The 26,069-nt window shown below is 60.9% G+C and carries 24 protein-coding genes and 1 pseudogene; 8 read left to right on the top strand and 17 right to left on the bottom strand.

The genetic code is table 11. The features are described from left to right. Positions 1–169 precede the first annotated feature (169 nt). From ACYP2Q_RS04875 to ACYP2Q_RS04855, 5 genes are all read right to left on the bottom strand, one after another. Complete coding sequence (locus tag ACYP2Q_RS04875) at positions 170–1,018, bottom strand: DUF4123 domain-containing protein (protein ID WP_459729450.1); 849 nt, start codon at positions 1,016–1,018, stop codon at positions 170–172. Beyond that, complete coding sequence (gene tssI / locus ACYP2Q_RS04870) at positions 1,015–3,045, bottom strand: type VI secretion system tip protein TssI/VgrG (protein WP_459729449.1); 2,031 nt, start codon at positions 3,043–3,045, stop codon at positions 1,015–1,017. Before tssI ends, ACYP2Q_RS04875 begins: the two co-directional genes overlap by 4 nt. Before the next feature lie 118 nt (positions 3,046–3,163). Continuing rightward, on the bottom strand, positions 3,164–3,682 hold the full coding sequence (locus ACYP2Q_RS04865) for an Hcp family type VI secretion system effector (protein ID WP_459729448.1): 519 nt from the start codon (positions 3,680–3,682) through the stop codon (positions 3,164–3,166). Between the two features lie 374 nt (positions 3,683–4,056). Beyond that, complete coding sequence (mug, locus tag ACYP2Q_RS04860) at positions 4,057–4,575, bottom strand: G/U mismatch-specific DNA glycosylase (protein ID WP_459729447.1); 519 nt, start codon at positions 4,573–4,575, stop codon at positions 4,057–4,059. After that, positions 4,568–5,194, bottom strand: a complete 627-nt coding sequence (locus tag ACYP2Q_RS04855) for a TetR/AcrR family transcriptional regulator (RefSeq protein ID WP_459729446.1) — start codon at positions 5,192–5,194, stop codon at positions 4,568–4,570. Before ACYP2Q_RS04855 ends, mug begins: the two co-directional genes overlap by 8 nt. Before the next feature lie 250 nt (positions 5,195–5,444). On the opposite strand from ACYP2Q_RS04855, the gene ACYP2Q_RS04850 reads away from it, so the two are divergent. The 5 genes from ACYP2Q_RS04850 to ACYP2Q_RS04830 all read left to right on the top strand — a co-directional run bounded on the left by ACYP2Q_RS04850 (position 5,445) and on the right by ACYP2Q_RS04830 (position 11,533). Continuing rightward, positions 5,445–6,563, top strand: coding sequence for an HlyD family secretion protein (locus ACYP2Q_RS04850; RefSeq protein ID WP_459729445.1), 1,119 nt, complete (start codon positions 5,445–5,447; stop codon positions 6,561–6,563). Continuing rightward, complete coding sequence (locus ACYP2Q_RS04845) at positions 6,563–8,062, top strand: DHA2 family efflux MFS transporter permease subunit (protein WP_459729444.1); 1,500 nt, start codon at positions 6,563–6,565, stop codon at positions 8,060–8,062. The genes ACYP2Q_RS04850 and ACYP2Q_RS04845 overlap by 1 nt, the downstream gene beginning before the upstream one ends. A 19-nt stretch (positions 8,063–8,081) precedes the next feature. Further along, positions 8,082–9,542: an efflux transporter outer membrane subunit gene (locus ACYP2Q_RS04840; protein ID WP_459729443.1), complete on the top strand. Its 1,461-nt coding sequence runs from the start codon at positions 8,082–8,084 to the stop codon at positions 9,540–9,542. 31 nt (positions 9,543–9,573) lie between these two features. After that, complete coding sequence (locus tag ACYP2Q_RS04835; protein WP_459729442.1) at positions 9,574–10,524, top strand: aldo/keto reductase; 951 nt, start codon at positions 9,574–9,576, stop codon at positions 10,522–10,524. 61 nt (positions 10,525–10,585) lie between these two features. After that, positions 10,586–11,533: a LysR family transcriptional regulator gene (locus ACYP2Q_RS04830; protein WP_459729441.1), complete on the top strand. Its 948-nt coding sequence runs from the start codon at positions 10,586–10,588 to the stop codon at positions 11,531–11,533. 36 nt (positions 11,534–11,569) lie between these two features. Here the strand turns inward: ACYP2Q_RS04830 and ACYP2Q_RS04825 are convergent, their stop codons facing one another. The 12 genes and pseudogenes from ACYP2Q_RS04825 to ACYP2Q_RS04770 form a co-directional block, all read right to left on the bottom strand. After that, positions 11,570–11,842 (bottom strand): DUF2790 domain-containing protein, encoded by a 273-nt coding sequence (locus ACYP2Q_RS04825; protein WP_459729440.1) that lies wholly within the window; start codon positions 11,840–11,842, stop codon positions 11,570–11,572. Positions 11,843–12,012: 170 nt separating this feature from the next. Then, entirely contained in the window at positions 12,013–13,689 is a 1,677-nt protein-coding gene (locus ACYP2Q_RS04820; RefSeq protein WP_459729484.1) for a BCCT family transporter, read from the bottom strand. A 229-nt stretch (positions 13,690–13,918) separates the two neighbouring features. Beyond that, positions 13,919–15,166, bottom strand: coding sequence for an MFS transporter (locus ACYP2Q_RS04815; protein WP_459729439.1), 1,248 nt, complete (start codon positions 15,164–15,166; stop codon positions 13,919–13,921). A gap of 24 nt (positions 15,167–15,190) precedes the next feature. Further along, entirely contained in the window at positions 15,191–15,562 is a 372-nt protein-coding gene (locus ACYP2Q_RS04810) for an ethanolamine utilization protein EutQ (RefSeq protein WP_459729438.1), read from the bottom strand. Next, a complete protein-coding gene (locus ACYP2Q_RS04805) occupies positions 15,559–16,887 on the bottom strand; it encodes an NAD(P)/FAD-dependent oxidoreductase (protein WP_459729437.1) in 1,329 nt (442 codons plus the stop codon). Before ACYP2Q_RS04805 ends, ACYP2Q_RS04810 begins: the two co-directional genes overlap by 4 nt. A gap of 10 nt (positions 16,888–16,897) precedes the next feature. Continuing rightward, positions 16,898–18,142, bottom strand: coding sequence for an FAD-dependent oxidoreductase (locus ACYP2Q_RS04800; RefSeq protein WP_459729483.1), 1,245 nt, complete (start codon positions 18,140–18,142; stop codon positions 16,898–16,900). After that, positions 18,131–18,295, bottom strand: a pseudogene (locus ACYP2Q_RS04795) (rubredoxin); the annotation flags it as partial. The pseudogene ACYP2Q_RS04795 and the gene ACYP2Q_RS04800, both read right to left, overlap by 12 nt. 5 nt (positions 18,296–18,300) lie before the next feature. After that, positions 18,301–19,746 carry an aldehyde dehydrogenase family protein gene (locus tag ACYP2Q_RS04790; RefSeq protein WP_459729436.1) on the bottom strand — a complete coding sequence of 482 codons (1,446 nt, stop codon included), beginning with the start codon at positions 19,744–19,746 and terminating at the stop codon, positions 18,301–18,303. Positions 19,747–19,755: 9 nt separating this feature from the next. Then, positions 19,756–20,943: an aromatic ring-hydroxylating oxygenase subunit alpha gene (locus tag ACYP2Q_RS04785; RefSeq protein ID WP_406592299.1), complete on the bottom strand. Its 1,188-nt coding sequence runs from the start codon at positions 20,941–20,943 to the stop codon at positions 19,756–19,758. A gap of 242 nt (positions 20,944–21,185) precedes the next feature. Further along, positions 21,186–22,103, bottom strand: a complete 918-nt coding sequence (locus tag ACYP2Q_RS04780; protein ID WP_459729435.1) for a LysR substrate-binding domain-containing protein — start codon at positions 22,101–22,103, stop codon at positions 21,186–21,188. Positions 22,104–22,242: 139 nt separating this feature from the next. Next, complete coding sequence (locus ACYP2Q_RS04775) at positions 22,243–22,563, bottom strand: DMT family transporter (RefSeq protein WP_459729434.1); 321 nt, start codon at positions 22,561–22,563, stop codon at positions 22,243–22,245. A gap of 60 nt (positions 22,564–22,623) precedes the next feature. Further along, positions 22,624–23,079 carry a carboxymuconolactone decarboxylase family protein gene (locus tag ACYP2Q_RS04770; protein WP_459729433.1) on the bottom strand — a complete coding sequence of 152 codons (456 nt, stop codon included), beginning with the start codon at positions 23,077–23,079 and terminating at the stop codon, positions 22,624–22,626. 198 nt (positions 23,080–23,277) lie between these two features. On the opposite strand from ACYP2Q_RS04770, the gene pdxR reads away from it, so the two are divergent. The 3 genes from pdxR to ACYP2Q_RS04755 all read left to right on the top strand — a co-directional run bounded on the left by pdxR (position 23,278) and on the right by ACYP2Q_RS04755 (position 26,049). Beyond that, positions 23,278–24,696, top strand: a complete 1,419-nt coding sequence (gene pdxR / locus ACYP2Q_RS04765) for a MocR-like pyridoxine biosynthesis transcription factor PdxR (protein ID WP_459729432.1) — start codon at positions 23,278–23,280, stop codon at positions 24,694–24,696. A gap of 105 nt (positions 24,697–24,801) precedes the next feature. Next, the gene (locus ACYP2Q_RS04760) at positions 24,802–25,434 is read left to right on the top strand and encodes an FMN-dependent NADH-azoreductase (protein WP_459729431.1); all 633 of its coding nucleotides are present in this window, start codon (positions 24,802–24,804) and stop codon (positions 25,432–25,434) included. Between the two features lie 21 nt (positions 25,435–25,455). Next, on the top strand, positions 25,456–26,049 hold the full coding sequence (locus tag ACYP2Q_RS04755; RefSeq protein WP_459729430.1) for an LOG family protein: 594 nt from the start codon (positions 25,456–25,458) through the stop codon (positions 26,047–26,049). Positions 26,050–26,069: the final 20 nt, after the last annotated feature.

Below are 26,069 nucleotides of genomic sequence, written 5' to 3'. Positions count from 1 at the left end.
CCCAAGTTGCAGGTTTGGTCGGGCGCGGGGACGTAAGTCGCTGTCGCGACATACGCGAAGTCGGGTGGCAAATCCGCGGTGAAGGTAAAGGAGTTGGACTTGTCAGTGGCTGAGCAGCCAGCAGCAAGTGCCAGACAGCTTCCCAGGGCCAGACATTGAAGTCCCTGGCTCATACGGGCCCCTCTCCCTGCCAGTACCGTACTTCCTGATACACGCGATCAAAGTGCGTCGACGTGTTTTCATTCGGTCTAGGCAACCAGGACCGGGGCAGCAGATATCCCGAAGCTTGCAGACTCTGCGTCAGTAAAAAATGCACCTGCCCAGGCGTATGCCAGCCCCAGGTGCCGGCCAGGTCGAGTTGAGCACGCAGCCAGGTATCGACCTCCTGCTGCTCGGCAAGATCGGCTAGTGCATCGGTATGCTCACTCATCAGATAACGGCGACTGTTGTCGAATTGCACGCTGGCAAAGATGGCCTCTGGCGCGGGGGTCTTCAGCCATGCAGGATCAGACGGTAACGGGTGCATACCTGGATTGGGGTTGTCGGTGACCGTCCACTGCTGTGCCTGCCAATAACACACGCTAATCATTGGCCCGAGGTATTCGGGATACTGCTCGGATCGCAGATAGGCCAGCGCGCGCCCCAGCACACGGTTGTCGTGCAAACGGTAGAGCGCCTGATTCTGCCGCTCTGCGGTCACAAGGCGCTCTTGCCAATGGGTGGTGATCGCATCGAGGTCCGTTTCGGCTGCACTGGCCAACCAGCCCCAATGGCGCTCAGGCCTCTTGAGCAAGGCCTGGACAACGGGATGATCCAGCGACGCCAGCTGAAAAAGGTACGGGCCGATGTTCGTCAACGACTCAGCCGGCGTGCCGATGTACAAGTTGCGGTACCGGTCGGGTCCGAGCTCGTTGGCCAGGGCATTGCGCTCATCGAGTTGGCCGTCAGCGTCCAGCACCAGGTACAGGAGTCGTCCCGGCTGGGCTTGGGTATCCAACCATTGTTCCAGCGTACTCATGCCATCTCTCCAAGGTTGCACAGGCCATCGCGACAGGCCTCGCAGAGCGGGCAGTAATCCGCTGCCTGTTGTTTAGCGGCGGTCACGATGGACAGCGGACTGGCGATGATCGCTGGCGGCGTGCTGCCCAGCGCCTGTGCCGCCTGTAGCGGTAGAATCCCGACCATGGGCGCACCGCCCTGAACGATCGGTACGCTGCTGAAAATCCCCCCAAGGTCCATCACGAAGTGCTGACCACCGGCTTTCAAGGTGAGGCTGGCTCCAGCGTCGAGGATCAGATTGACCCCGGCCTTGAGGTGCACTTGCTGGCCGGCTTCGGCCACCAGCGCCTGACCAACACGGGTGTGACTGCTGTTGGCGACTTGCAGGTAATCGTTGGCCTTGAGCTCGACCTTGCGGTCTGCCGTGACGGTGCGCTGGTCTTCCGCTTCCAGCACCGCGATGCTGTTGCCCTTGATGGTTTCGTGGCGCTCGTTACCCACTTCCAGTCGGCTGTCATTCCCAACCTTCTGCTGCAGGTCCCGTTGCGCGCGCAGGTAGATCAGTTCCTGGCCGGCACGGTCCTCAATCGACAGCTCGTTGTAGCCGCCACTGGCGGGCGAGCTGTGGCTGCGCAGCACGGTTTTGGTCTTGTGCTCCGGCAACGGGTATGGCACGGAATTGACCTTGTTCGGTACGCAGCCGGTAATCAACGGATGGTCCGGATTGCCTTCGAGAAAGGTCACCACGACCTCCATGCCGATGCGCGGAAGGGTCACCGCACCGAAACCCTCCCCCGCCCAGCTGGAGGACACCCGTAGCCAGCAACTGCTCTGTTCGCTGCCCAATTCGGCGCGGTCCCAAGGGAACTCGACCTTGACCCGGCCGTATTCATCGCAATAGATGTCCTCGCCTTGCGGTCCCGTGACGCGGGCGGTCTGGCAGACCAGCACCGAGGGGCGCAACAGCAGTGGCGGACGGTAGAACACGTCCCACGGCGTCGCGCTGAAGTCGTTGCGATAGCCCTGGGTAAAGCCGTCGTTGGGTTCAACTTCTCGGGTAATCGCTTCTTCCAGCACCTGGGGCTGTTTGCCCACGTGATGCACACGGAGCAACAACCACAAGTCGTTGTACGCTTGCCGCGGATGCTCGGTCAGGCCGAACAAGTGGCCGCTGCGCAGGAACGGCTGATCGCTTTTGCCCTCGGCCAACTGGTAGTCGCCGCGATGCCGTTCCAATGCCTGGCGGGCCAGTTGCTGGCCGTGCTTTTCCGTGCTGAACGGCGCCGGGTACCGGTAGTCTTCCAGCGTGGGCGTGAACTCGGCAGTGACCTGCTGTTCCTGCAAGCGGCTGGGGCGTTCGAAGTCGTAGCCACGGCGCGTGGTGGTGCTGGTGCGGGTGCTGAACCGCTGGGAAAACTGGCTGACCACCGGGTGCTCCGCCACCATTGCGGAGCCTTGCTGATAGGGTATTTCGCCCAGCGTGGGAAAAAAGGTCTGATGGTCGGAGAACACCAGATGATGCCCGTCCGGACTGTGCTGGTAATGCCAGGCAATACCGTCTTCGCTGCACAACCGCTGCAGAAACTCGAAGTCATTTTCCGCATATTGAGTGCAGTATTCGCGCACCGGGCTGGTGCTGACATGGAAGGTATAGGTATCGGCCAGGATGCCGTGTCCCTTGAGAACCTGGACGATGATTTGCGGCACCGTCAGGTTCTGGAAAATCCGTTGGTTGTGGCTGAACTGCAGGTAGTGCAACGCCGGTACCAGGGTCAGCTGATAACGGGTCAGGCGCCTGCCGCTTTCCCCCACCCACACATCTTCGATGCGCCCATGCAGACCTTCGCCGTTGAGTCCAAAGCGCAGAAAGGCCGGCTGGCTGAGCAGGCTTTGCAGATCAAAATCCGGGTACTCACTGACCAATTCCACCTGGATCGCATACAAGGCGCTGATGGCTTCGATCCCCGCAAAAGCCAGGACCTTGAAATCATGGCGTACAGACGGGATCAGCAGTTCGAAACGTACGGTATTGGCCGACGCGAACATAGGCTTGCCCTTAAGCTGGAAGAGAAGAAACGCAGGCTGATGGCTTCACCGCGAGGGTGAATGCGGCCGTCAGCCAACAAACGCATGGGACAGCAGACGCTGGCCCATGCGGTGTGTCTTAGCCGACGACCGGCGTACGCCAATCATCGGAACCCGAAGTGCCGCACACTTCATGGGTCCAGGTGATTTTGCGATAGGTAAAGTGCACGTCTTCCAGATGAGTGAAATGCGCGTTCGATGGGTCCTGACAGTTGAGCATGTAATCTTTGATGTCGACGATGATCGCGTCTTCCAGGGTGGTGGTGTAGTAGTGCTCCTGAATACCCTTCCCCGAAGTGCGATACCACTGGATCTCGATCTTGGTCAGACGCTCACCGGAGGTCAACGCTGCCAGCAGCAGAGGAGAAGCCTTGTCGAAAACCTTGGTGATGACCACCGGTTTATGGATACGTTGGCCGGTGGGTTGGCCGGATTGCGGATCACGCGGGATGATCACTTCGTGCTGGAAACCTTGAACCATGACTTGGTTTTCATGACCTTCCTGGTAGGTATTGCCCACCGAATCCGCGGTGAAGGCACCCTCGGTGATTAAGCCAGAGCGTGTGCCGGTGATGGACATGTAAGCGGGTGTAGCCATGGAGGCTCTCCTTGCTGAAAAAAAGGAGACTTGAAAGGCCAAATTGCCGGTCAAGCCTGGACCAGATATCATCAAGGTTCATGCCAACTATTAAATATTCTTAAATAACAATAAGTTAATAGTATCTCCATGACCGAACTTCATTTTTCCGGAGAAAATACGCTTGAAGTGCGCAAGAAGTTGCGCAGTACTGCGCAACTTCTTGCGCACTTGACTGCAGCCCTTGTGCGGCGCGGCCTGGAGTAGGATCGTCTAGTTTTTTATGAAAATGAGTGCGCAACTTCTTGCGCACACTGACCATAAACCTTCAACCGCAACTCGGAGGATTTTCAGATACCGATGACATGGAGTCCTCAACGAGGAGAGTTTTACCGTTAAAGTAGATGTCCACTTGCTACCTCGTACAGCTGGCGGTACGCATCCACTAGTTGTTCAAGGGCGAAGGCGCGATTTCGCCCACTGGGATTGGGCAGGACCCAGACCGCGGCATTGCCAAAGGTTTTCGGCTGCGCCCCCCAGGCAACGTCGCGCTGGCCGGACAAGGCGCAGTACGCCGCCTTGCCGAGAAATGCCACGAAACGTGGCGCAAACCTGCTTATCTTTTGTTCGAAGGCCGCCGCGGCCTCGACAAATTCATCGATCGACAGCTGATCCGCGCGCGCCGTCGGCCGATCGACCACTGCGGTCAAACCACAGCGATATTCGAGGATGGACCTGTCTCGTTCCGGTAACAGTTGCTGTGACGTAAAACCGGCGAGGTGCAGGGTGCGCCAAAAGCGATTGCCGCGCCCGGCGAAATGGTGCCCCTGGGCCGCGGCCATAATGCCGGGGTTAATCCCGCAAAAAACCACGTCCAGGTGCTCCGCCAATATATCGTCGAGCCCCTCAGCCACCGCAGATCACACCAATCGCATTGCGTGCGAGCGCCGTCAACTCTGCACGGGACTTGCCCGCCCGCGCACGGATCGAAATGCTGTGCAGCAGCGATGAAGCGAGTACGGCCAGCGCCGCTGCATCGACATCACTCTTGAGCTCGCCGGATTCAATGGCAGCTCGCAGGCGCGCCTCCAGATCGGCATCCAGCCGGCTCAGGCGATCGCCCAGCACCTCACGGATCTGCGAATCCTCGACGGCTTCGGTCGTCGCCGTGCCAATCGCGAAACAGCCGCGTGGCTGGCCCTCGCCCGAGAAATAGATCGACAACTGCCCCTCATAGAAGCGCATCAGGGCCTGGCGCAAAGTCAGTTCGCGGTCAGTCAGCGCGGCCTGCATGTCGGCGGCGGCAAACTCCCAGTACTGCTCGAGCGCCTTGATGTACAGGGAATGTTTGTCACCGAAGGCCGCATAGAGGCTGGGGCGATTCATCCCGGCCGCCGTGGCGATGCTGTCCAGGGAGGCGCCGGAGTAGCCGGTGCTCCAGAACACACCGAGGGCTTGTTGCAGCGCTGTCTGCGGGTCATACGCGCGGGGCCGGCCGCGGCCTTTGCCCTCTGTCACTTTATTTTGTGCCATGTCGTACAAAATCCTTGCAGGAAGGTGGGTGAGGGGATATTTTTACACCATCGCACAAAAATAAGGAACCACGAATTCCTTGATCCATGTTTGTTCAAGCGAAGCTCGAACCGGGTGTTGCAGCGACTAAACAGAGGCGGCGGAGCGATCCTCCCAACCGCCTGCGGGTTTGTTTTCCAACAGCATTTATTCATGCCGGTGCCAGGCGATAACGCCAGGCCCGAATTCCCGGTTAAAGGTGCATTCGATCATGACTACGCAAATCGACATTCCGGCTTCCCAGGCCTTCGAGGCCCAATCGCCCATCAGGAAACCCTTCAAGGAGAAGCTGCGGCCCTGGCTGATGGTGGGCTTGCCCGCCCTCTTCGCCGCCGTTGGCTACGCCCACTACGTTGCCGGCGTGCCTTTCGTCACCACCGATAATGCTTACGCCCGGGTGGCCAAGGCCTCGATCAACGCGCGGATTTCCGGTCAGGTTGTAGAAATCGCCGTTGAAGACAATCAGAAGGTCACCAAAGGCCAGGTGCTGTTTCGCATCGATCCCAAGCCATTGCAGATCGCGATCAATCGTGCCGAAGCGCAGCTGAGTGTCGCGCGGCTGCGCATCGATGGCCTCAAGGCTAGCTATCGCCAACAGCAGGCGGAATTGCAATCGGCCAAAGAGTCGGCGGACTTCGACCAGAAGGAATTTGCCCGCAAGAAAGCGCTGGTGGCGACCGAATTCGTTTCCCGTGCCATTTATGAGCGTTCGGAAACCGACCTCAAGGTGTCACGGCAACGCATTGCGTCCATCGAGCAACAGATCGCCAGCACCGTCGTGGCCTTGAACGGCAACCCGAACATCGCCATCGATAGCCATCCGAGCGTTCGCGAGGCCAAGGCGCAGCTCGACGAAGCGCAGTTGTACCTCTCATACGCGACGGTTTATGCGCCGGCCGACGGCATCGTTGCCAAAGTCGACGACTTGCAGGTGGGCAACTACCTCAACAACGGTGCGCCAGCCTTTGCGCTGATTTGCGACCACGAGATCTGGATCGAGGCCAACTTCCGCGAAACCCAGGTCACGCACATGCGTCCGGGCCAGGAAGCGACCATCCGCATCGACACCTACCCGGATCGCGTGTTCAAGGCCCACGTCACCAGCATGAGCCCCGGTGCCGGTTCGGACTTCGCCTTGCTGCCGCCGGAAAACGCCACCGGCAACTGGGTCAAGGTGGTCCAGCGGGTACCGGTTCGCCTCGAACTGGATGACGCCGACCCTGCCCTGCCGCTGTTCTCCGGCACCAGCGCCACGGTCAAGGTCGATACCGGTTTCAGCACGCCATGGTGGCATCCGCTCAAATCGTTGCTGACGGCAGGTAACTTCTAATGAACGCCCATGCAGATACAACCCCGAATGCAGGCAGTGCGCGCTCGCTCAGGTTGGCCGTTCTGCTCGCGACTTACATGCAGTCGGCGAACCTGCCGTTGCCCAATGCGGTACTGCGGCTGATTCAAGGCAGCGTGTCGATGACCGACGACCAGGCGGGCTGGATTTTCACCGCGTACCTGGCGGCGAGCGCTATCACCATGCCGATTGCCCAGTGGCTTGCCGGGCGCTTTGGTTTGAAGCTTGTGTATCAAGCCGCGCTGGCGTTCTTCGTCCTCGGCTTGTTGCTGGCCACCGCTTCCAGCACGCCGCTGGAGTTCATCGGCGCACGCATCATTCAAGGCCTGGCGAGTGGCGTGTTGGCTCCGCTGTCGATGGCGATTGCCATGGAGACGCTGGCGCCCGAGAAGCGCATGAAGTTCGGCGCGACCTGGACCGCCATCGTGCTCGTGGGCATCGTCAGCGGCCCGAGTATCGGTGGCTGGATCGCCGAGCATTTCGACTGGCGTCCGATCTTCTACATCAGCTTGCCGTTGTCAGCGTACATCTTCCTGGTCGTGGCGCTGTTGCTGGCCGAGAAAAAAGCCGCAAAGGCACCGGCTTTCGACTTCTTCGGCTTCGGCAGCTTCACGCTGTGCCTGATCAGCCTGCAAATGCTGCTCGACCGTGGCGAACGCATGGACTGGTTCGACTCGCCGGAAATCTGGATCGAGGCGCTGGCCAGTGGACTGGGCTTGTACTTGTTCCTGGTGCATGTGCTGACCAAACAGGCGCATTTCCTCAACAAACGCCTGTTCCACGATCGCAATTTCGTGCTGTCGACCCTCATCTTTTTCGCCGTGGGTTTCGTGCTGCTGTCGACCATGGCCCTGACGTCGCCGATGCTCGATGAAATCCTCGGCTACCCGCCTGACACCACCGGTGCCCTGACCATCCCACGCGGTATCGGGCTGGTGGGCGCGTTCCTGCTGATGGGGCGCGTGCCCGAGCGTCTCGACCGTCGATTGTTCGTGGCGGCAGGTGCCGGGTTGGTGATCTATGCCAATTGGCTGATGCTCGGCTATTCGCCGCTGATGGACTGGTCGCCGGTTGCGATGACCGGCGCGATCCAGGGAATCGGCATCGGCATGTTGATGCCGTCGCTGACCAAGGTCGCGTTCAGCACCCTCGACCCCAACCTGCGCCCGGAAGGCACCGGTCTGTTCAATCTTTCCCGTGTTTACGGCAGCACCCTCGGCGTGGCGATCGTGCAGATTTTCTTCTTCAACAATACCCAGGCGATGCACTCGGCACTGGTCAGCAACGTGACGCCCTTTCGCGCCGCGGCCCATTTCGGCACCGCGTCGCTGCCCTTGCCGGCACTTGAAGGGCTGAACCACATGATCACCCACCAGGCTGCGTTCGTCGCCGTCGTCGACCAGTTCAAGATCTTGATGGTGGCGATGCTGGTCGTGAGTCCGCTGATTGTCTTTCTTCGCAAACCCGCTGCGGCCAACTAGTTTTCGTGGAGTGTGCCCAATGAAATCCAGTCATCTGTTCCAAACGAAAATCACGGCATTGTCAGCGCTGGTTTTTCTCTCGGCCTGCACTGTCGGCCCTGACTTTAAAACCCCGGCTGCCAGCCCGTCGCAGCACTACGACCAACAGGCGGAGCAACGTCTCGGCCAGGGTGGCGAACAGCGCATCGCGCTGGGCCAGAAAGTCAGCGGGCACTGGTGGTCCGCCTTCCGCTCGCCCAAGCTCGACCAGGTCGTACGCCGGGCCATCGACGGCAACCTTGGGCTGGTCGCTGCCGACGCCACCATTCGCCAGGCCTCTCAATCGGTGGCGGCGGCGCAAGGTGCGCTGTACCCGCAAGTCGACTTCGGCGCGACGGCAGGTCGCCAGCGGCTGCACAACGCCAAGGAACCCACTGTCAGCAACTTCTATGCAATCGGGCCACGGGTCGGCTTCGACCTGGATGTGTTCGGTGGCAACAAGCGGCTGGTCGAACAGCAGCAAGCGTTCACCGATCTGCAAAAGCATCGCTACGAAGCGGCGTACCTGACCCTGACCGGCGAGGTTGCCAGCCAGTCGTTGTTGATCGCATCGGCCAATGCGCAAATCCAGGCCGTGGAGAAGCTGCTGGCCAACGACAGCAAGAACCTCGAACTGGTGCGCGCGGCTCTAATGAACGGCACGACCACGCAGATCGATGTATCGCTGGCCGAAACCCGGCTTGCCCAGGACCGCACGTTGCTGCCACCCCTGGCCCAGCAACGGGATGCGGCGCGGCATGCGCTGTCGATCCTGACCGGCAAAGGCCCGGCCGACTGGATTGCGCCGGACTTTCACCTCGACGAATTCGCCTTGCCGTCGAACGTGCCGGTCAGCCTGCCCTCGGAAATGGCCCACGACCGGCCGGACGTGCGCCAGGCCGAGGCCGAACTGCACATCGCCAGCGCCGCCGTCGGCGTGACCACCGCCAACCTCTATCCGCGGGTGACCTTGTCCGCCTCCCTGGTCCAGGCCGCGTCGGGCAATGGCGGCGCGGCACTCTGGGGCTTCGCGGCGGGGATCGCCGGACCGATCTTCAACGGCGGAACCCTCAAGGCCGAACGCCAGGCCGCCGTCGAGGGTTACAACGCGACGCTCGCCGGCTATCAGCAGACGGTCATCGCCTCGTTCGGCCAGGTCGCGGACACGCTGCAGGCGATCAACCATGACGCGCAGGCATTGCGTGCCCAGGAGGATGCGCTGCAAGCGGCCGACACCAGCTTGCGCCTGAACCGGCAAGCCTACGCCCAAGGCGAGAACAGCATCCTCCAGGTGCTGGAAGCCGAGCGTGCCTACCAACAGGCGCTGCTGGGCCAGATCCAGGTCAAGACCGCGCAGTACCTCGACACCGTGCAGCTGTTTGTCGCCCTGGGCGGTAACTCCGTCGGCGTGTTCGAGCAACAGCTTGCCAGCCGTGAATCAGCACAACGTTCGTATCAGTAGAGGCCGCGGCCTCGGTTATTGGAGTAAAGACATGTCCTACGAAGCCTTTCACGATGAACTTGGCGATACCCGATTTGCCCTCAATCACGGTACGGGCAAGATGCCCGCCGTGGGCTTCGGCACCCTGTTCAAAGACTTGAGCGTCACCACCCAGGCGATCACCCACGCCCTGGAAACCGGGTTCCGCCATTTCGATTGTGCCGAGCGTTATCGCAACGAGGAAAGTGTCGGCGTTGCCCTGCGAGCCTTCATGGACGCGGGCAAGGCGCGGCGCGAAGAGCTGTTCATCACCACCAAGCTGTGGAACACCAACCACCGCCCCGAGCGGGTGCTGCCGGCTTTTGAAGCCAGCTGCCGACGGCTGCAGGTGGATTACATCGATTGCTACCTGATCCACACGCCCTTCGCTTTTCAGGCCGGGGACGACCAGGACCCCAGGGACGCATTCGGTCACGTCATCTACGACGCCGGCGTGACCCTGATCGACACCTGGCGAGCCCTTGAGCAACTGGTGGACGAAGGTCGCTGCAGGTCCATCGGCCTGTCGGACATCACCCTGGAGGCGCTGAAAGAGATCGTCGCCGTGGCGCGGATCAAGCCCGCCGTGGTGCAAGTCGAATCCCACCCTTACCTGCCGGAGTGGGAGCTGCTCGACTACTGCAAGGAGCACGGGATCATCGTCCTGGCCTTTGCCCCGCTGGGGCATGGCATGGAGCCGAACGTGCTGGAAGACGCAGTGATTACCGGGATCGCCCGGCATTTGCAGCGCACCCCTGCCCAAGTCTTGCTGGCGTGGGCTGTGCAGCGGGGGTCAGCGTTCCTGACCACGTCGGCAACACTGAGCCATATCCGCGAAAACTTTGATATCGCTACCCTGCCCCACCGGGCCATGCTGGAAATTCGCGAAGAGATCACAACGCGGATACGCTTCAATTCGGTCGTGGAAACCGGTGTACCGGGATTCATCCCGCGCAAGAAATAACAGGCCACGAGGGGACGGTCCTGGACCGTCCTTTTTCTGCCGAGCCCTTGAGGTGACAACGATGGATGTTTTCCAGAGCATGCGATTTTTCATGGCGGTCGCCCAGAGCGGCAGCTTTACCGCGGCGGCGCATTTGCTGGACACCACCACGACCAACGTTTCCAAGGCGGTCTCCAGCCTGGAGGCCCGCCTGCAAACCCGCCTGATCAACCGCACGACCCGGCGCCTGGCGTTGACCGAGGCCGGTACGCGTTATTTGCAGCGCTGCGAGAGAATCCTGGAAGAACTGCGTGAAGCGGAAGAGGAAGCAGCCACCGCACAGGTCACCCCCGTGGGCCGCTTGAAGATTCATGCGATGTCGGCCATCGGCAACCACTACGTGATCGACGCCATCGCCAGATACCGCGAGACACACCCCTCGGTGTTGTTTGACCTGGTCCTGACCAATCGCCTGCCGGATCTGCTGGAGGAAGGCTTCGACATGTCGATCGTATTGGCGCGGGACCTGCCGGACTCTGGCTTTGTCGCCCAGCGCCTCGGCATCACCTACAGCATTCTCTGCGCTTCGCCGACCTACCTTGAGAAACGCGGAAGGCCCGACACGCCGGGTTCGCTTGGCACACATGATTGCCTGAGAATCGTCAACACGGTCATGCCGGCCGAGCACTGGGTGTTCGAAGGGCCCGAAGGCGTGGAGACCATCAACACACCGGTGTCGCCGTTTCACGTCAACACCGCCGATGCCATGACAGTCGCCATCACCCGGGGCATGGGGATCGGCATTCAACCGATTGCGTCCGCCGTGGCCGGCCTCAAGGCAGGCACTTTGGTGCGGGTACTGCCGCAATACCATTTTGAAGAGTTGAACCTGTTCGCCATCTACCCTTCACGAAAATTCGTCGATGCAAAAATAAAAACCTGGGTGGAGTTTCTCAAGGACTACCTGCCCGGGTTGTTGGCTACCGATGACAAAATTGCCCGCTCATCAAAAAAAACCAGGCACCTCTGAGGATGGAGTGTCGACCCTCCACCGTCATACCAGTACTCAACCGTTCGAGCATCCAGTGCCCATGACTTGATACTGCATGACATGGCGCTGGCCCTGGGAGTCTTCATAGGTCATTTGCGCTGAAACCGGGCCGCACTCTGGTGGAACGTCGGTCACGGAAATGACCTTTTTTACGTCCAGTTTCGAACCGTAGGAATACGTCTCAACCGGTGTCTGGTCTCTCGACACTTTGGCCTGGCTTTCTTCGGCAAAGGCCTGGGCGCCGATACAACTGAGTGCGAGGAAAATCGCGATTTTTGAGATGTTCATGTTGTTCACCGTCTCGTTCAAGTTGGCTGGCTTGTACTTCGTGAACCAACCGGGTTGGTTCATTCGGTAGAGACGATGCTAGGGGTTTAGCCCGGCGCCAAACAGCGCAGCGCCGGACAAACACTGTTAACAAAATGAGGGGGAATGCATGACGCCAACGATTACGCGCCCTAAGCCTGTGCAGAAACCAACGAACCCACACGCCCCCCACTCGCCTGCGATTCACGGCGCTCAATTTCCGGCAAAACCTGCGCCGCTGGCGTCCACGCCGGCACACTCGGCATCTCCTTGCGCAAGCTATGGATCAGGGTGTAGGACATCACCAGCAGCAACATGGCGATCGGCAATCCGGCGGCGATACTTGCCATCTGAATGGCCTTGAGTCCCCCGGCGAGCAGCAGGCCCGCCGCAATCGCCCCTTCCAGAATGCACCACAGCAACCGGATCCAGTTGGGCGGATTGGTGCTGCCCAGGGCACACAAGGTGCACAACACCTGGGTTCCGGCATCTGCCGTGGTGACAAAGTGCACACCCAGCAACACGCACACCAGTATCGAAAGAACGGCGCCAACAGTAGGGCCATCAAGTGACTGAACCAGCGTGAACATCGCCGCCGTGGTTTCTTTCTTGGTGGCAAGCAGCACCGTGCCGCCTTCGAACTTCGGTTGTTCCTGACCCACAACCTGGCTGGCAACGGATGCCTGATAAGCCTGGCGATCCTGCTGTTCGTTTTTCAGCGCAGCGCCACCGAACACCGACATCCACAGGATGGTCACCATGGTCGGTACCACCAGCGCCCCGATCACCAGTTCACGGATGGTCCGGCCTTTGGAAATCCGCGCAATGAACAGGCCGACAAAAGGCCCCCAGGTCATCCACCACGGCCAGTAGAACGCCGTCCACCAGTTTTGCCATTCGGTGTCTTTCTGCGTGTCCATCCAGAAGCTGAGGCCAACGATGTTTTGTACGTAGTCGCCGGCGGACTCAAACATCAAGTTGAGGATGTAACGAGTTGGACCGATAGCCAGTACCGCCAACATCAAAATAAATGACAGGTACATATTAAGCGTAGAGATACGCTTCATACCCTTTGACAGCCCGGCCAGTAGCGAAATGCAGGCAATAATACTGACAACCAGAATGATCGATAGCTGCAACCCGATACTAACCGGAATACCGAATACCTGATGCAACCCGGTATTGATCTGCGCAACGCCCAGACCGAGGGACTGTGAAACACCAAAGGCCGTAATGACGACACCCATGATATCGACAACATGGCCGATCCAGCCGTAGATACGGTCACCAATCAGCGGGTACAGCAGCGAACGCAGGGCTAGCGGTAAACCTTTACGGTAGGCAAAGTAGGCCAGGCTCAGGCCAATCATGGAGAAGATCGCCCAAGGATGCAGACCCCAGTGGAACAGGGTGATGCGCATCGCCAGGGTGGCCGACTCGTCCGTCAGGCCCTTGGAGAACGGGTTGTCGGCATAGTGCAGCATGGGTTCGGCCACGGACCAGAAAATCAGCCCGATGCCCATGCCCGCACTGAACAGCATGGCAATCCATGAAGCGAAACTGAATTCGGGCCGATCGTGCTCGGTGCCCAGTTTTAGATTGCCAAAACGACTGACGGAGATATACAGCAGCAAACCGAGTACGCCACTGATCAGGGCGATGTAATACCACTTAAAGTTATGCAGGATAAACACCGAAGCCATTTCAAAGGCCTTGGCTGCCTGCTCGTCTTTAAATGCACAAAACAGAACAAATGAGATCACCGCTACTATCGAAGCGACTGTCACATTCGGGTTCAAGCCTTTTAACATGCCTGATTGCGCACGCATTGTTTTCCCCTTTTGTTTTTGTTTAAGGGTTTTAGAGAGTATTCCGCAAGATATTGATCCCTTGATATCGAATGACATCAGGGCGCTGTATATCTTCAGATTAATTCCGGTCTAACTCGGTTTTGGCAGCATCGCCAAGATGATTGAAACCTGACCATCGTTCAAACCATTTTTAATCACCGACTCATGAGAAAAACGCATCAATAAACCCGGCTCGCCCACCTCCCACTTAACGCCCGTCGATGCACTCACCCAGGGGGTCAGCCACCGATACCAGGTTAGAGCTGGCAATCCCGTTTGGCGTCACCGGATGATGCAGCGGCGCATCCTTTTGCAGGTGCTTGCCCGTGACTTTCGCCTGGCCTACGCACAGTGCGAGCAACGCGGCGCTGCCGGCATAGAAAAAGTAGAAGCTTGAGGTGCCGAAGAACTCCATCAGCCCACCCGCAATCAGCGGACCGATGCAGGCACCGACACCAAAGGTGATCAACAACATGCCCGACAGCGAGACGCGCAGTTGCGGCTCCATGTTGTCGTTGGCCAACGCCACGCCCAACGGGTAGAGGCAGAACTGCAGAAAGCCGATCGCCGAACCGAAACACAGCAGAGTCACGAATGCAGGCGCTTGATTGAAGCCCAGCGGCAGGCTGATGAGCACCAGCAAGACCGCCACCGCGCGGATCAGACTTGCACGAGGCAGACGATCCGAGAGCCAGCCCAACGGCAACTGCGCCAACAGCCCGGCACCGATGGTCAAGGCCATGAGTTGGCCGACCTGTGCTGTCTCCAGTCCCTGTTTGCTGGCATAGATCGCGGCAAGCCCGTAGAAGCTGCCATTGATCATGCCGGACACCAGGATCGTCACCAATGACTGCGGAATGCGCCGCACAAACAACCGCAGGTCGATCGAAGCCGCGGGCACCGCCGTCGGATGGGCGCTGCGAGTGAGCGCCACCGGCACCGAGCACAGCGCAAACACCATCGCCACACCCAGCAGCGCACGGATTCCCAACCCCTCGTCGAGACTCAAGGCCAATTGCCCGAGCATCATGCCGACGTAGCTGGCGACCATGTACAGCGCCAGCACGCTGCCGCGCTGCTCGGTCCGGGCCTGGTCGTTGAGCCAGCTTTCCAGCACCATCAGCTGGCACATCATGGCCAGCCCGACCAGCCCCCGCAACACCAGCCAGAAAGGCAGGGACGTGCTGAACTCATGCGCCAGAACCGCTGCCGCAATCAGTCCGGCACAGGCCGCATAGGTTCGAATATGCCCGACCTGTGCGATCAGGCTGCGCCCGACCCAGCCACCCAGCACCATCCCCAGGGCATTGGCGGCCATCAACGCACCACCTGCCGTTTCACTCGCCCCCATCGCATTGAGGCGCAGCGCCAGATAGGTCATCAGCAAGGTCGATCCCAGCTGCATCAACAGGCTGGCCAGATAAAGCGCACCGAAGGTTTTTGTCAGTCTTATCACCGTGCGATCCCCGAGAATTGCGCTTCAAGCCAAGCCGTGAAGTTGCTTCCAGTTGCCGGGGTGAACCACATACCCGAACAACGCATGCCCGCCATAAACCAGTTCGGTGCCTTCGGGTATCCACAGCAACTGCCCGGGCGTGACCTCAAAAAGCTCGTCTCCAACGCGCAATTCGAAGCACCCCTCGATCACGAAAATCACCTCGTCGTACAGCACCGTCCAGGCCACTTGCGCACCTTCCCAGCGGGCAAAACCCACACCGATGTTCGGCGAGACTTCGTTGCTGATGGCTCGCGCCACATACGCGGCGCCTGGCGGGCCACCCCGAAAGGTAAAGTCCAGGTCCTGATGGTCGATGCGCAGCACCCGACGGTTGCCGTTATCCGCCTGGCTCATAGTTCACTCCGGCTGTTCCAGGCCGCCAGGCGAATGCGCGAGCGAACGCCCAGGCCGAGAAAAGGCTCCGGCGGGTTGAGCGACGGCATGCCGGTCACCGCGCGGATATCGTTGAGCTGCGCCGAATCGGCACCCACCGCCAGATCGGCCAGCATCGTCCCGGAGATGGTGCCCCAGGCCGCACCCACGCCGTTGTCGCACGCTGACGCGTAGACACCGTTTTCCAGTTCGCCAAAAAAGTTGGTGAAGTTACGCGAGATGGCGTAGACGCCGCCCCAGGTATGGCTGAAAGGCACCCCGGCCAGCTGCGGGAAGCGCGCCAGGAAAGCCTTGCGGTGCGAGTCCTGCACTTTCGAGCGCATGGCATCGCTGGTGCTGCGACCGTATTTGGGCACGTGCTTGTAGGTGTTGCGGATGATCAGGCGGCGGTCCTGGGTCATGCGCACCGTCGTACCGGCATGATCCGCCGGGGTCAGCCCCCAGTCCAGCTGGCCGCCATAAGTGGCCAGTTCCGCATCGGTCAACGGGCGGGTCCAGCTGGCAAAGGTCATGACCGGCAACAGGCGATTGCGCAGGTAGCCGAACTCCTGGGTGAAGATGCTCGTGCCCAGGAGCAGTTGCGGAGTGCGGATCTGCCCTGCTGTGCCGTGCAGGATCCAGCCGCCACGGCCGTCGCGCTCCAGGCGCTGGATCGGTGACTCTTCCAGCAACTCGACATTGGCCGGCAAGGTCCGCGCCAGACCGGTGACCAGCGCCGCCGGTTGCATCAGGTAGCAACCGGGGGTGTAGATGGCGCCGCGGTAATGGCCGGTGCCCAGCACCTTGGCCAACTCGGCGCTATCGGCCCGGCGGAACGGTTCGCCGAGGTCGCTCATCAGGCGTTCGAAATGGTCCAGGTAGGCCAGGCCACGTTCGCCGACAGCGCCCTGGTACTTGCCGGCATGGGACCATTGGCAATCGATCCCTCGGGTTTGCACCAGGCCTTGCAGCTGGGCAATCGCGGCGCGGTTGAGCGCCAGCAAACGCTGTTTGTGCGCGGGGTCCGGATGCTCCAGCGCGAACTTGTGCGGCAGGTCGATCACGAACCCGGAGTTGCGCCCCGAGGCGCCATGGGCGACCCGTTGCGCATCCACCAACAGGATACGCGCTTGCGGATGATGCTCGGCCAGGCGCCGGGCCGCGGCCAGGCCGGCAAAGCCCGCGCCGATCACGGCGTAGTCGGCACGCTGTTCGCCGGACAGGCGCTTGCAGGCCGGTTGCTCGGGCAGCGCGGCATACCAGCCGCAACTCGCATCGTCATAAGGCAGGTTGATCGTGTTTTTCATGGGTCTGGCCTCAGGCGACAGCCTGCTGGGTGTGCTGACAGGACTGCAGCAATGTGCTGCGTTGCGTTTGCGCTTGGCGACCGAGCAGGACAAAGCCATTGAGCTGGCCCTGGATGTCGTAAAAACCGGCACTCAAGCCATCCTCGGTCGGCGTGCAGCGCCATTCACCTTCACAGGCCATGACAGGCGCCAACAGGCACAACGGTGCCGCCGGGGTTTTTACCGTTACGGGCATCAAGGGGTAGTCGACGGCGGTCGGTTGGCCAAGCAGGGTCTTGCTCAGCGCCTGGATGCCCTGGTTGATCGGCGCCAGGTAAGGCAGCAGTTGCCCGCCAATCTCGATGCAGTCACCCAGGGCGTAGATGCCCGGGACAGAGGTTTGCAGCTGGGCATTCACTTGAATGCCTCGTCCAACCACCACACCGGCACTTTCGGCCAGGCTCAGGTCCGGGCGCAGTCCGACGGCGGACAACACCAGGTCGGCCTCCAGGGTGTGGCCATCGGCGAGTGTCAGGCGATAGCCCTGCCCGCTTGCGTCGATGGCTTGCAGCGTGTTCTGCAGATGCCAGGTCACGCCCAGTTCAGCCAGCGCGTGCTGCAGCATCTGCCCGGCATCGGCGGGCAACAGGCGCTCCATCGGCCAGCGGCCCAGACCGATGACATCAACGCCAAAGCCATTGTGGGCCAGGTCGTTGGCAAACTCGCAGCCGATCAGGCCGTCCCCGAGGATGGCGACACGTCGCACGCCCTCCAGGCGTTCACGGAAGCCGTGATAGTCCTGCAGATTGTTGACGCTGATCAGCCCTGAAGTATCGCCCTGGATCGGCAAGCGGATCGGTTGCGCACCGCTGGCGAGGACCAGTTGGCCGTACTCCATGTCACCGAAGCTGGTACGCAGGCGCCGCGCCGCACTGTCGATGCCCAGTACCTTGCAGTAAGGATAAACACGCAGGTTCAGACGCTGCTCGATGGCCAGGGGCGATTCGCCGGACAAGGCCTCGGCACTTTTGCCCTGGGACAGCCCGATCGACAGCGCGGGTTTGGAGTACAGGTGACCGGACTCCTGGGTCAGCACGCGGATCTCGACCTTGGGGTCGGCCTTGCGCAACGCCTGGGCCAGGCCGTAACCGGCATAACCGCTGCCGATGATGACGATCGGCTGGCGCGGCGACGGCGTTGCAACGGCCAACGGCGGCGCGCTGACCGGCACGCTGACGACCGTCGCCGCCTGGGTGTACTCACTGATGTCGAGCATCTCGAAATCGGCCTTGCCCACGTGGCATTCGGGGCACATCCAGTCTTCGGGGACATCTTCCCAACGGGTGCCGGCGGCGATGCCGTCCTGCGGCCAGCCCAGTGCCTCGTCGTAGATCAGGCCACACACGATGCAAAGCCAGGTCTTGAACATGCTATTCACTCCCCTGCCACGCGGATGGCGACGTTCTTGGTACGCACGTAGCTGTACAAGGCTTCCTGGCCCTTTTCCCGACCAAAGCCCGACAGGCCGACACCGCCAAACGGCGTTTCGATGCCGCCGGCATACCATTCGTTGACGAACACCTGGCCGGATTTCAGGCGGCGCGTGCAGCGCATCGCGCGGCTGATATCCTGGGTGAACACACCGGCCACCAGGCCGAACTCAGTGCCGTTGGCGATGGCAATGGCCTCGTCTTCGGTGTCGAACGGCATGACGGCCAGTACCGGCCCGAACACCTCTTCCTGGGCAATGCACATCGGCGGGGTCACGTCGCGGAACACGGTCGGACGCATGAAATGCCCGGCCCGGTCAGCGAATGCTTCACCACCGGTGACCGCTACCGCGCCGTCTTCCACTGCGCGGCGGCACAAGTCTTCGATGCCCGCCAGTTGCCCGGCGCTGACCACGGGAGTGAGGTCGGCGTCGTCCTGACCAAGGCCGACGCTGAGCCTTTCGGCCATGGCAACGACGGCCTCGACCACCTCTTCGTAAATCTCGCGCTGCACCAGCAGTCGCGACATCGCCGAGCAGACCTGGCCGGCATTGAAGAAGATGCCGGACTGGACGCTGGCCAGCAGTTGCTCGCGGTCGGCATCGGCGAAGGCGATCGCCGCGGACTTGCCACCCAGCTCCATGACGCTGGGAATCGCATGCTGCGCGGCATCGCGCAAAATCGACTGGCCCGTCGCCACGGACCCGGTGAACACGATCTGATCGACAGCGCGATGGCTGACCAGATACGCACCGACTTCGCGGCCGCGGCCGCAAATCAGGTTGACCGCGCCGTCGGGCAAGCCGGCCTTGGCAATGGCGCGGATCAGCACACACATGCCCAATGGTGAAAGCTCGGGGGACTTGATGACCACCGCATTGCCAGCCGCCAGGGCCGGAGCCAGCGAACGGGCGCAGATCGACACCGGGAAATTCCATGGAACGATCTGGGCCGAAACGCCCATCGGGTCGTACAGGGTAAAGTCCATGTAGCCATTGCCCAGCGGGATCGACGTGCCCTCGATCTTGTCGGCCATGCCGGCGTAATACTCGAAGTAGCGCGCCGCCTCGATGAATTCGTCCCTGGCATCGCCAAGGCGCTTGCCGTTTTCCTGGCACAGCACCCAGGCGCCCTCATCGGCCACAGCGCGTATTTCCTCGGCAATGCGCAGCAGCCAGGTGACCCGTTGCGCCGGGCGCGCACGGGTAAGCTCACCGCTGTCGGCACAGCGGCGGGCAGCCAGCAATGCGCGCTCGGCATCGGCAACACTGGCCTGGGCGATTGTCGCGACCGGCTCGGCCGTTCCCGGGTTGTGCACAGCCAGATGCTGGTCGCTGTCGCGCCACTGACCGTCGATGTAATTGAGCCAGTGAGAGGCTATCGGATACATGGGACCTCCTCAGGCAGACGGTGTGGTGGCGAGCAGTTGACGCGCGGCCCACTGGTGGAAGAAGTGCGTCGGGATGTCCATTTCCGGAGAGAACGCCCCGCCCTTGTAGCCAGGGGAATGACGGCCTTTCTGCATGCCTTCGACCGAGCTGATGTCCTCGGCGAATACCACTTTCCAGGACTCCAGGATCGCCTCGCGGCAAGCGCTGAATTCATCGCTGCCTGCCGCGTCGTCGCCCACGTAGAACAGGCGCAGGTGTTCGATGGTGCGTCCCGGCGCGACCGGCTCCAGCTGCATGGCGAAGGCATGGTCGGCCTGGATGCCGAGCAGGACGTTGGGGAAGAATGCGACATATTCGGCGTTGCGCAGGCGATCCAGCGGCCAGGCCGGGAATTTCGGCAGATGCGTGCCGGCGACGTCCGACAGGTTGTAGGCGTAGCTGCCCTGGCCGGCGAAATGCTGGTCGAAAATGATGTTGTAGTGATCTTCCAGGCGCGAGTACGAGTTCAGGCTCGGGTGCACCCACGGCAGGTGGTAGGCTTCGCAGTAGTTTTCCACCGCCAGCTTCCAGTTGCAGTTGATGTCCAGCGTGGTGGCGTCATGCCCCGGACGACGGCGCAGCAGGCTCATGCCGTCCTCGCCGAGAAACTGCGTCCAGCGTGTGGTCAAGGGCGCCAGCATGTCTTCGAGCGGTTGTGCGTCGCCGGACAGGTTGATGAACACCATGTCCATCCAGATCGCGCTGCGGATCGCTTTCAAGCCATGTTTTTCACAGGCGAAGCGATCGTCCTTGTGCTGGTCGATGCCGCCGACATGGGGCGTGCCGCGCAGCCCGCCATTGAGGTCGTAGGTCCAGGAATGGTAAGGGCAACGAATCACGCCTTGCACCTCTCCGGCCTCCTCCACCAGCTTCATGCCGCGATGGCTGCAAACGTTATGGAACACCTGCACCAGTCCTTCACGATTGCGCATCAGCAGCAAAGGCAAACCCATGAAATCGACAGGCTTGACCGAACCGGCCTTGCCCAGATCGCTGGCGAAACCGACACAGGCCCAGGTTTTACCCATGACCTGATCGCGCTCCAGCTCGAAGTAGCGTTGCTCGGTATAGAACTCGTTGCCGAGGCCCGTCGCTTCATGAATCGGATTGAGTACGGTTTCAAGCTGATGCACAGGAATTTGCTGGATGCTGCTCATTATTGTTCTCCCCTGCTGGGCACGGTATTGAAGGGTCGGCAGGCGCATTGGCCAGGGTCCGCTGGCAGCAAGTTTGGGAAAACAGGGGGGGTCGCGACAAACGATATTTGCGGCGCAATTCATGATTTTTTATCATAAATACAGGCGTGCGAAATGGCCGCTCGGCATCAAAAATACCGAGGGTTCGAGATATGAGACTCAGAGTGTTTCAGTGGGCCTGGATGACAACCATGGCAACTTCGTTACTCGTTGTCCTGCGGCGCTGGAAGTTGATTCATCAGCCAGGTGCGAAAGCGTTTTACACTTTGCCGCATGCCACCACGCGTCAAGGGTTCCAGCAAACAGAACTGGGCGTCTGTGCGCAACACGGTGTCGAGCGGTCGTACCAGGGCACCGGTGTGCAGGTGATTGTCGACCAGATTGGACCAGGCCAGCGCAATACCCTGTCCGCCGATAGCCGACTGGATCAACATCGAGTAGCTATTGATATTGATCCGGCGCTTGGGCTCGACGTTTTTCAGACCCAGGCTGCGGAACCACTCGGGCCAGCCGATCCAGTCGCGCTGCAGGTCGTCGAGAAACAGCCAGGTGCAGGCTGCCAGGTCCTCAGGCTTGTTCAGCGCCGGGTGCTTGGCCAGGTAAGCGGGGCTGCACACAGGGAAGACCTCTTCGGAAAACAATGGCGTGACCTGCATGTCCCTGGGCGGTGTCCGGCAGTAGTACAGGGCCAGGTCACAATCCAGGCGAGAGAAATCCTTGACCTGGTCATGGGCGATGATCCGAAGATCGATCTCTTCGTTCTCCCGTTGAAATTCACTCACTTTAGGCAACAGCCAAAGTGAAGCCATCGCGGTACTGGTGGCGACCGTCACTTGCCCGGCGCCCTGCCAATGGCGAATTTCACCCGTGGCCTGGGCCACTTGCAGCAGTGACGCCCGGACCGTTTCATAATATTGGCTGGCGGCCGGGGTCAGGTGAATCGTGCGGGTGGTGCGCTCGAACAGAACCTTGCCTAAATAGTCTTCGAGCAGGCGAACCTGTCGACTGATTGCCCCTTGGGTGACGTTCAATTCGTGTGCCGCCAGGGTAAAACTCAAATGCCGCGCAGCCGCTTCAAACGCGACCAGGCTATTGAGTGGCGGTAAAGGGTGGATTTTCATACAAGGCAGGTCACGTCGTTATTATGTTTTATCGCGGCAGTTTAGCCCCTGCCGTAGCGGGTGGACAGCGGCAGGAGCGAGCGGTGCGCCGATCCGGCTTGCCCGCGAAGGCACGCGAAAGACCAGCGCGAATCGGGCCTCAGTTCGACGACACCAGTTTCAGCCCGATGACGCCCGCCAGAATCAACCCGATGCACAGCAGGCGCAGGGGGGCCGTGGAATCTCCCAGCACGGCCATGCCGATCAGGGCGGTACCTGCCGCGCCGATACCGGTCCATACCGCGTAGGCCGTGCCCACCGGCAAGGTGCGCAGCGAGAGTGAAAGCAGAAAGACGCTCGACAGCCCGGTGACGACCGTCAAGACGCCGGGGACCCAGCGTGTGAAACCTTCGGAACCCTTCATGTAGAAGGCGAAGGCGATTTCCAGAATACCGGCGATACCCAACAGTGCCCAGGCCATGTGTCATAGCTCCTTCAGAGGGCTCGCCGGGCGTCGAAGCCAGGCGAGCGATTGTGCCAATCAGGCTTTTACAGCCGCCGCCGGTGTCGAGCGGAACGCCACGCCGAGCCGGTTGAAGGCGTTCATCAAGGCGATGGCGTACGTCAGATCCGCCAGCTCCTTTTCGCTGAACATCGCCGCCGTTGCCTCATAGACAGCATCGGGAACAGCGGTTTCGGCGACCCGGGTGACGCTTTCGGCCCAGGCCAGGGCAACGCGTTCACGCTGGGTGAAGAGATTGCCGGCTTCGTGCCATACGGGCACCAGCACCAGTTTGTCTGTCGCGACGCCGAGGTTCTGCAAATCGCGCGAATGCATGTCGATGCAGAACGCGCAGCCATTGATTTGCGACACCCGCAGGTAGACCAGATCGATGAGTTCGGTGGGCAGATCGCTCTTTTGCACATAGCCGTAGACGTTGCCGAAGGCCTTGTAACCTTCAGGAGAAACGCTGGCGTAGTTGATTCGCTGAGTCATGATGAGTCCTTGTATTGGCTGTTTGAAAGACTGCATCCTGGGGCTGTTTGGTCTATGGTTGAAGGTCCATGTTTTAGCTTCTGCACTGGGCCATGTTGGCCCAGTGCAGAAGCTAAAACATGGACCATGTAGGCAGGTCATGATGACTTGCAGGATCATTGTTCAAACCGGCAACCAGGTTTGCCCCAGAGTGCGTCCATGACCAGCCCCATCCGCGACCTTTCTGCCCTCGACCCTGCCTCGAAGGAACCGATCTACCGGCAAATCTACTGGCGCTTTCGCGGTGCGATCAGCGACGGCGTGCTCGCGCCGGGCGAGCGCATTCCAGCTGCCCGGGCACTGGCAAAAGAGCTGGGGCTGGCCCGGGGCACCATCGATACCGCGTATTCTTTGCTGGCCGCCGAAGGTTACATCCAGTCCCGTGGCCAGGCCGGCACGGTAGTGGCGGCAGGGCTCACGACCAGACCAGCCCCCGGTCGTGACGAACGCGCCTTGAGTCCCCTTGCCAGCGCTTCAGTCCGGCACAAGGCGCCGGTACTGCCCTTTCAAATGGCGTTACCGGCGCTGGATGAGTTTCCGCGCAAGATCTGGGCGCAGATCGGCGCCCGTTGCGTGCGCGCGACCGGCGTGGCGGACATGGCCAATCCATCGTCCTACGGCCTGGAATCCTTGCGCAGTGCGATCGCCAGTTACCTGCAAGTGGCGCGCGGCATCGATTGCCAGCCGTCGCAGGTGTTCGTCACTTCGGGCTACCGCAACACCCTGACGCTGATCGTCCACGCCTTGCTCAAACCGGGCGAGCGCGTGCTCGTCGAGAACCCCGGCTACCCCCCTACCCGCCAATTGCTCGAATACCTGCAGATCGGGGTGCAGCCCGTTACGGTGGATCAGGACGGCATGCAAGTCGCGCAAGGCGTGAGCGATTCGCCCGGGGCGCGAGCCGCCGTGGTCACGCCGGCCCATCAAAGCCCCTTGTGCATGTCGCTGTCGTTGCCACGACGCCTGCAACTGCTGGAGTGGGCCAGTCGGGAGCAAGCGTGGATCATCGAGGACGACTACGACGGCGAGTACCGTTACGTCAGCCGTCCGCTGCCCGCGCTCAAGAGCCTGGATCGCGATGGGCGCGTCCTCTACGCCGGCACCTTCAGCAAAGTGCTGTTCCCCGGTATCCGCCTGGCTTACCTGGTGGTACCTGCGGCGCAGGTGGATCGTTTCGAACACGTCAGCCAGACCTTCCTCGGCGGTTGTCCGGAACTGACCCAGGCCATCGTCGCAACCTTCGTGACCGAGGGCCATTTCGCCCGGCATATCCAACGCATGCGCAAACTCTACGGCGAACGCCGGGAGGCGGCCGTCAGGGGACTGGGCAACGTGCTGGCCGAGCACATCCACATCGATGCCCAGCCGGGCGGCATGCACCTGATCCTGCGATTGCGCCAGGCACAATCGGACTGTGCGCTGGTGCAGCGACTGCTGAACGCGGGCATCTACGCCGAGGCCTTGAGCGAGTGTTGCGTCGCCGGCCAAGACCACTGGGGATTGCTGCTCGGCTTCGCCAACATCGCCTCGCAAGCCAGCGCCGAACAGCTTGGAAAACGGATCCTGGCGCTGCTCTGAAGCCGGGCCCATGGCCTACTCACGCAGCCCATTCTTGGCTCTTTGTCGCGGGGCCAGGCAACCCCATCATGCAGACCCTGCCGCCAACGAACCCCAGAGGGTCCCATGAAAATACTGCGCGTGATCTGCAGCCCGCGAGGGACAGACTCCGAGAGTTATCGACTCTCGCAAACCCTCATCAACCATTTGATCGACAGCCATCGCGGCACTGATTTCATCATCACCGAGCGCGGGGTCACAGGGCTTGCGCATATCGATGCCGACTATGCCCAAGCCGTGAGCAACCCCCGTGATCCGTCCCATGCACCCGCCGCCAAAGGCGCCTTGTTGCGCTCCGAACAATTGATCCGCGAGCTGGAAAGTGCCGACTGCGTGGTGATCGCCACCCCCATGCATAACCTGATGGTGCCTTCGGCACTGAAGGCCTGGCTCGACCATGTGATCCAGGCCGAGCGAACTTTTCGCATCACCCCTGAAGGTTATGTCGGCACCCTGCGCGACCGGCCAGTGTTCGTCGCGATCGCCTCAGGCAGCACTTTCACCGGCGCCAACGCCCGGCAACCGGACTTTTTGCGGCCGTGGCTGAAGACCGTACTGGCGAATATCGGCTTGCGCGACGTGAAGTTCTTCTCGGTTGAAGGCACCGGTCAAAAACCCCAGGCCTTGAGCGCTTCCCGGGCAAAAACCGCGCAGGAAAGCGCACTGTATTTTTCCAGCCTCACGTCAATGTCCGCCTGAACCACACCCAGGAAAGATTCCATGACGATCACCTCTCCCCTGCGTAGCATTGCCGTGTTCTGCGGCTCCAACTACGGCTTCAACCCTGACTACATCGAAGGCGCCCGGGCCCTCGGCCGGGAAATCGCCAGGCGCGGCCTGCGCCTGGTGTATGGCGGCACCGACAAGGGTCTGATGGGCGTGATGGCCGATACCGTACTCGCCGAGGGCGGCGAGGTGGTCGGCATCATCACCCGTCTGTTGTTCGATCTCGGGCACCTGCATCAAGGGCTGACCCGGCATGAAGTGACGCAGGACATGCGCAGCCGCAAGACGCGCATGAGCGAATGCGCCGATGCCTTCATTGCACTGCCCGGCGGTTTGGGGACCTTTGAAGAGTTGTTTGAAGTGGCAACGCTGACGCAACTGGGCGAACACCACAAAGGCGTCGCGTGCCTGAACATCGGCGGTTTTTTCGAACCGGTGCGCAGCCTGCTCAGGCATGCGGTGGATGAAGGCTTCATGAAAACCGAACACAGTGAAATGCTGCTGTTGGACACCGATCCTGGGGCGCTGATCGATGCGCTTGAACAATGGCAGGCGCCGACCGAGGCGAAATGGATCGGTCGCGCCTGACGCTTTCAGGTCCTGGCGAT

This window comes from Pseudomonas sp. MHK4, from assembly GCF_054600775.1.
The sequence above is the reverse complement of the archived record's forward strand: the minus strand, read 5'-3'. Positions and strand labels throughout refer to the sequence as shown.

What these genes read in the sequence shown, in the direction of transcription:
- ACYP2Q_RS04875 (WP_459729450.1), bottom strand. Translation starts at nt 1,018, where the DNA reads ATGAGTACGCTGGAACAATGGTTGGATACCCAAGCCCAGCCGGGACGA.
- tssI (WP_459729449.1), bottom strand. Translation starts at nt 3,045, where the DNA reads ATGTTCGCGTCGGCCAATACCGTACGTTTCGAACTGCTGATCCCGTCT.
- ACYP2Q_RS04865 (WP_459729448.1), bottom strand. Translation starts at nt 3,682, where the DNA reads ATGGCTACACCCGCTTACATGTCCATCACCGGCACACGCTCTGGCTTA.
- ACYP2Q_RS04855 (WP_459729446.1), bottom strand. Translation starts at nt 5,194, where the DNA reads ATGGCACAAAATAAAGTGACAGAGGGCAAAGGCCGCGGCCGGCCCCGC.
- ACYP2Q_RS04850 (WP_459729445.1), top strand. Translation starts at nt 5,445, where the DNA reads ATGACTACGCAAATCGACATTCCGGCTTCCCAGGCCTTCGAGGCCCAA.
- ACYP2Q_RS04845 (WP_459729444.1), top strand. Translation starts at nt 6,563, where the DNA reads ATGAACGCCCATGCAGATACAACCCCGAATGCAGGCAGTGCGCGCTCG.
- ACYP2Q_RS04840 (WP_459729443.1), top strand. Translation starts at nt 8,082, where the DNA reads ATGAAATCCAGTCATCTGTTCCAAACGAAAATCACGGCATTGTCAGCG.
- ACYP2Q_RS04835 (WP_459729442.1), top strand. Translation starts at nt 9,574, where the DNA reads ATGTCCTACGAAGCCTTTCACGATGAACTTGGCGATACCCGATTTGCC.
- ACYP2Q_RS04830 (WP_459729441.1), top strand. Translation starts at nt 10,586, where the DNA reads ATGGATGTTTTCCAGAGCATGCGATTTTTCATGGCGGTCGCCCAGAGC.
- ACYP2Q_RS04825 (WP_459729440.1), bottom strand. Translation starts at nt 11,842, where the DNA reads ATGAACATCTCAAAAATCGCGATTTTCCTCGCACTCAGTTGTATCGGC.
- ACYP2Q_RS04820 (WP_459729484.1), bottom strand. Translation starts at nt 13,689, where the DNA reads ATGCGTGCGCAATCAGGCATGTTAAAAGGCTTGAACCCGAATGTGACA.
- ACYP2Q_RS04810 (WP_459729438.1), bottom strand. Translation starts at nt 15,562, where the DNA reads ATGAGCCAGGCGGATAACGGCAACCGTCGGGTGCTGCGCATCGACCAT.
- ACYP2Q_RS04805 (WP_459729437.1), bottom strand. Translation starts at nt 16,887, where the DNA reads ATGAAAAACACGATCAACCTGCCTTATGACGATGCGAGTTGCGGCTGG.
- ACYP2Q_RS04800 (WP_459729483.1), bottom strand. Translation starts at nt 18,142, where the DNA reads ATGCTCGACATCAGTGAGTACACCCAGGCGGCGACGGTCGTCAGCGTG.
- ACYP2Q_RS04790 (WP_459729436.1), bottom strand. Translation starts at nt 19,746, where the DNA reads ATGTATCCGATAGCCTCTCACTGGCTCAATTACATCGACGGTCAGTGG.
- ACYP2Q_RS04785 (WP_406592299.1), bottom strand. Translation starts at nt 20,943, where the DNA reads ATGAGCAGCATCCAGCAAATTCCTGTGCATCAGCTTGAAACCGTACTC.
- ACYP2Q_RS04780 (WP_459729435.1), bottom strand. Translation starts at nt 22,103, where the DNA reads ATGAAAATCCACCCTTTACCGCCACTCAATAGCCTGGTCGCGTTTGAA.
- ACYP2Q_RS04775 (WP_459729434.1), bottom strand. Translation starts at nt 22,563, where the DNA reads ATGGCCTGGGCACTGTTGGGTATCGCCGGTATTCTGGAAATCGCCTTC.
- ACYP2Q_RS04770 (WP_459729433.1), bottom strand. Translation starts at nt 23,079, where the DNA reads ATGACTCAGCGAATCAACTACGCCAGCGTTTCTCCTGAAGGTTACAAG.
- pdxR (WP_459729432.1), top strand. Translation starts at nt 23,278, where the DNA reads ATGACCAGCCCCATCCGCGACCTTTCTGCCCTCGACCCTGCCTCGAAG.
- ACYP2Q_RS04760 (WP_459729431.1), top strand. Translation starts at nt 24,802, where the DNA reads ATGAAAATACTGCGCGTGATCTGCAGCCCGCGAGGGACAGACTCCGAG.
- ACYP2Q_RS04755 (WP_459729430.1), top strand. Translation starts at nt 25,456, where the DNA reads ATGACGATCACCTCTCCCCTGCGTAGCATTGCCGTGTTCTGCGGCTCC.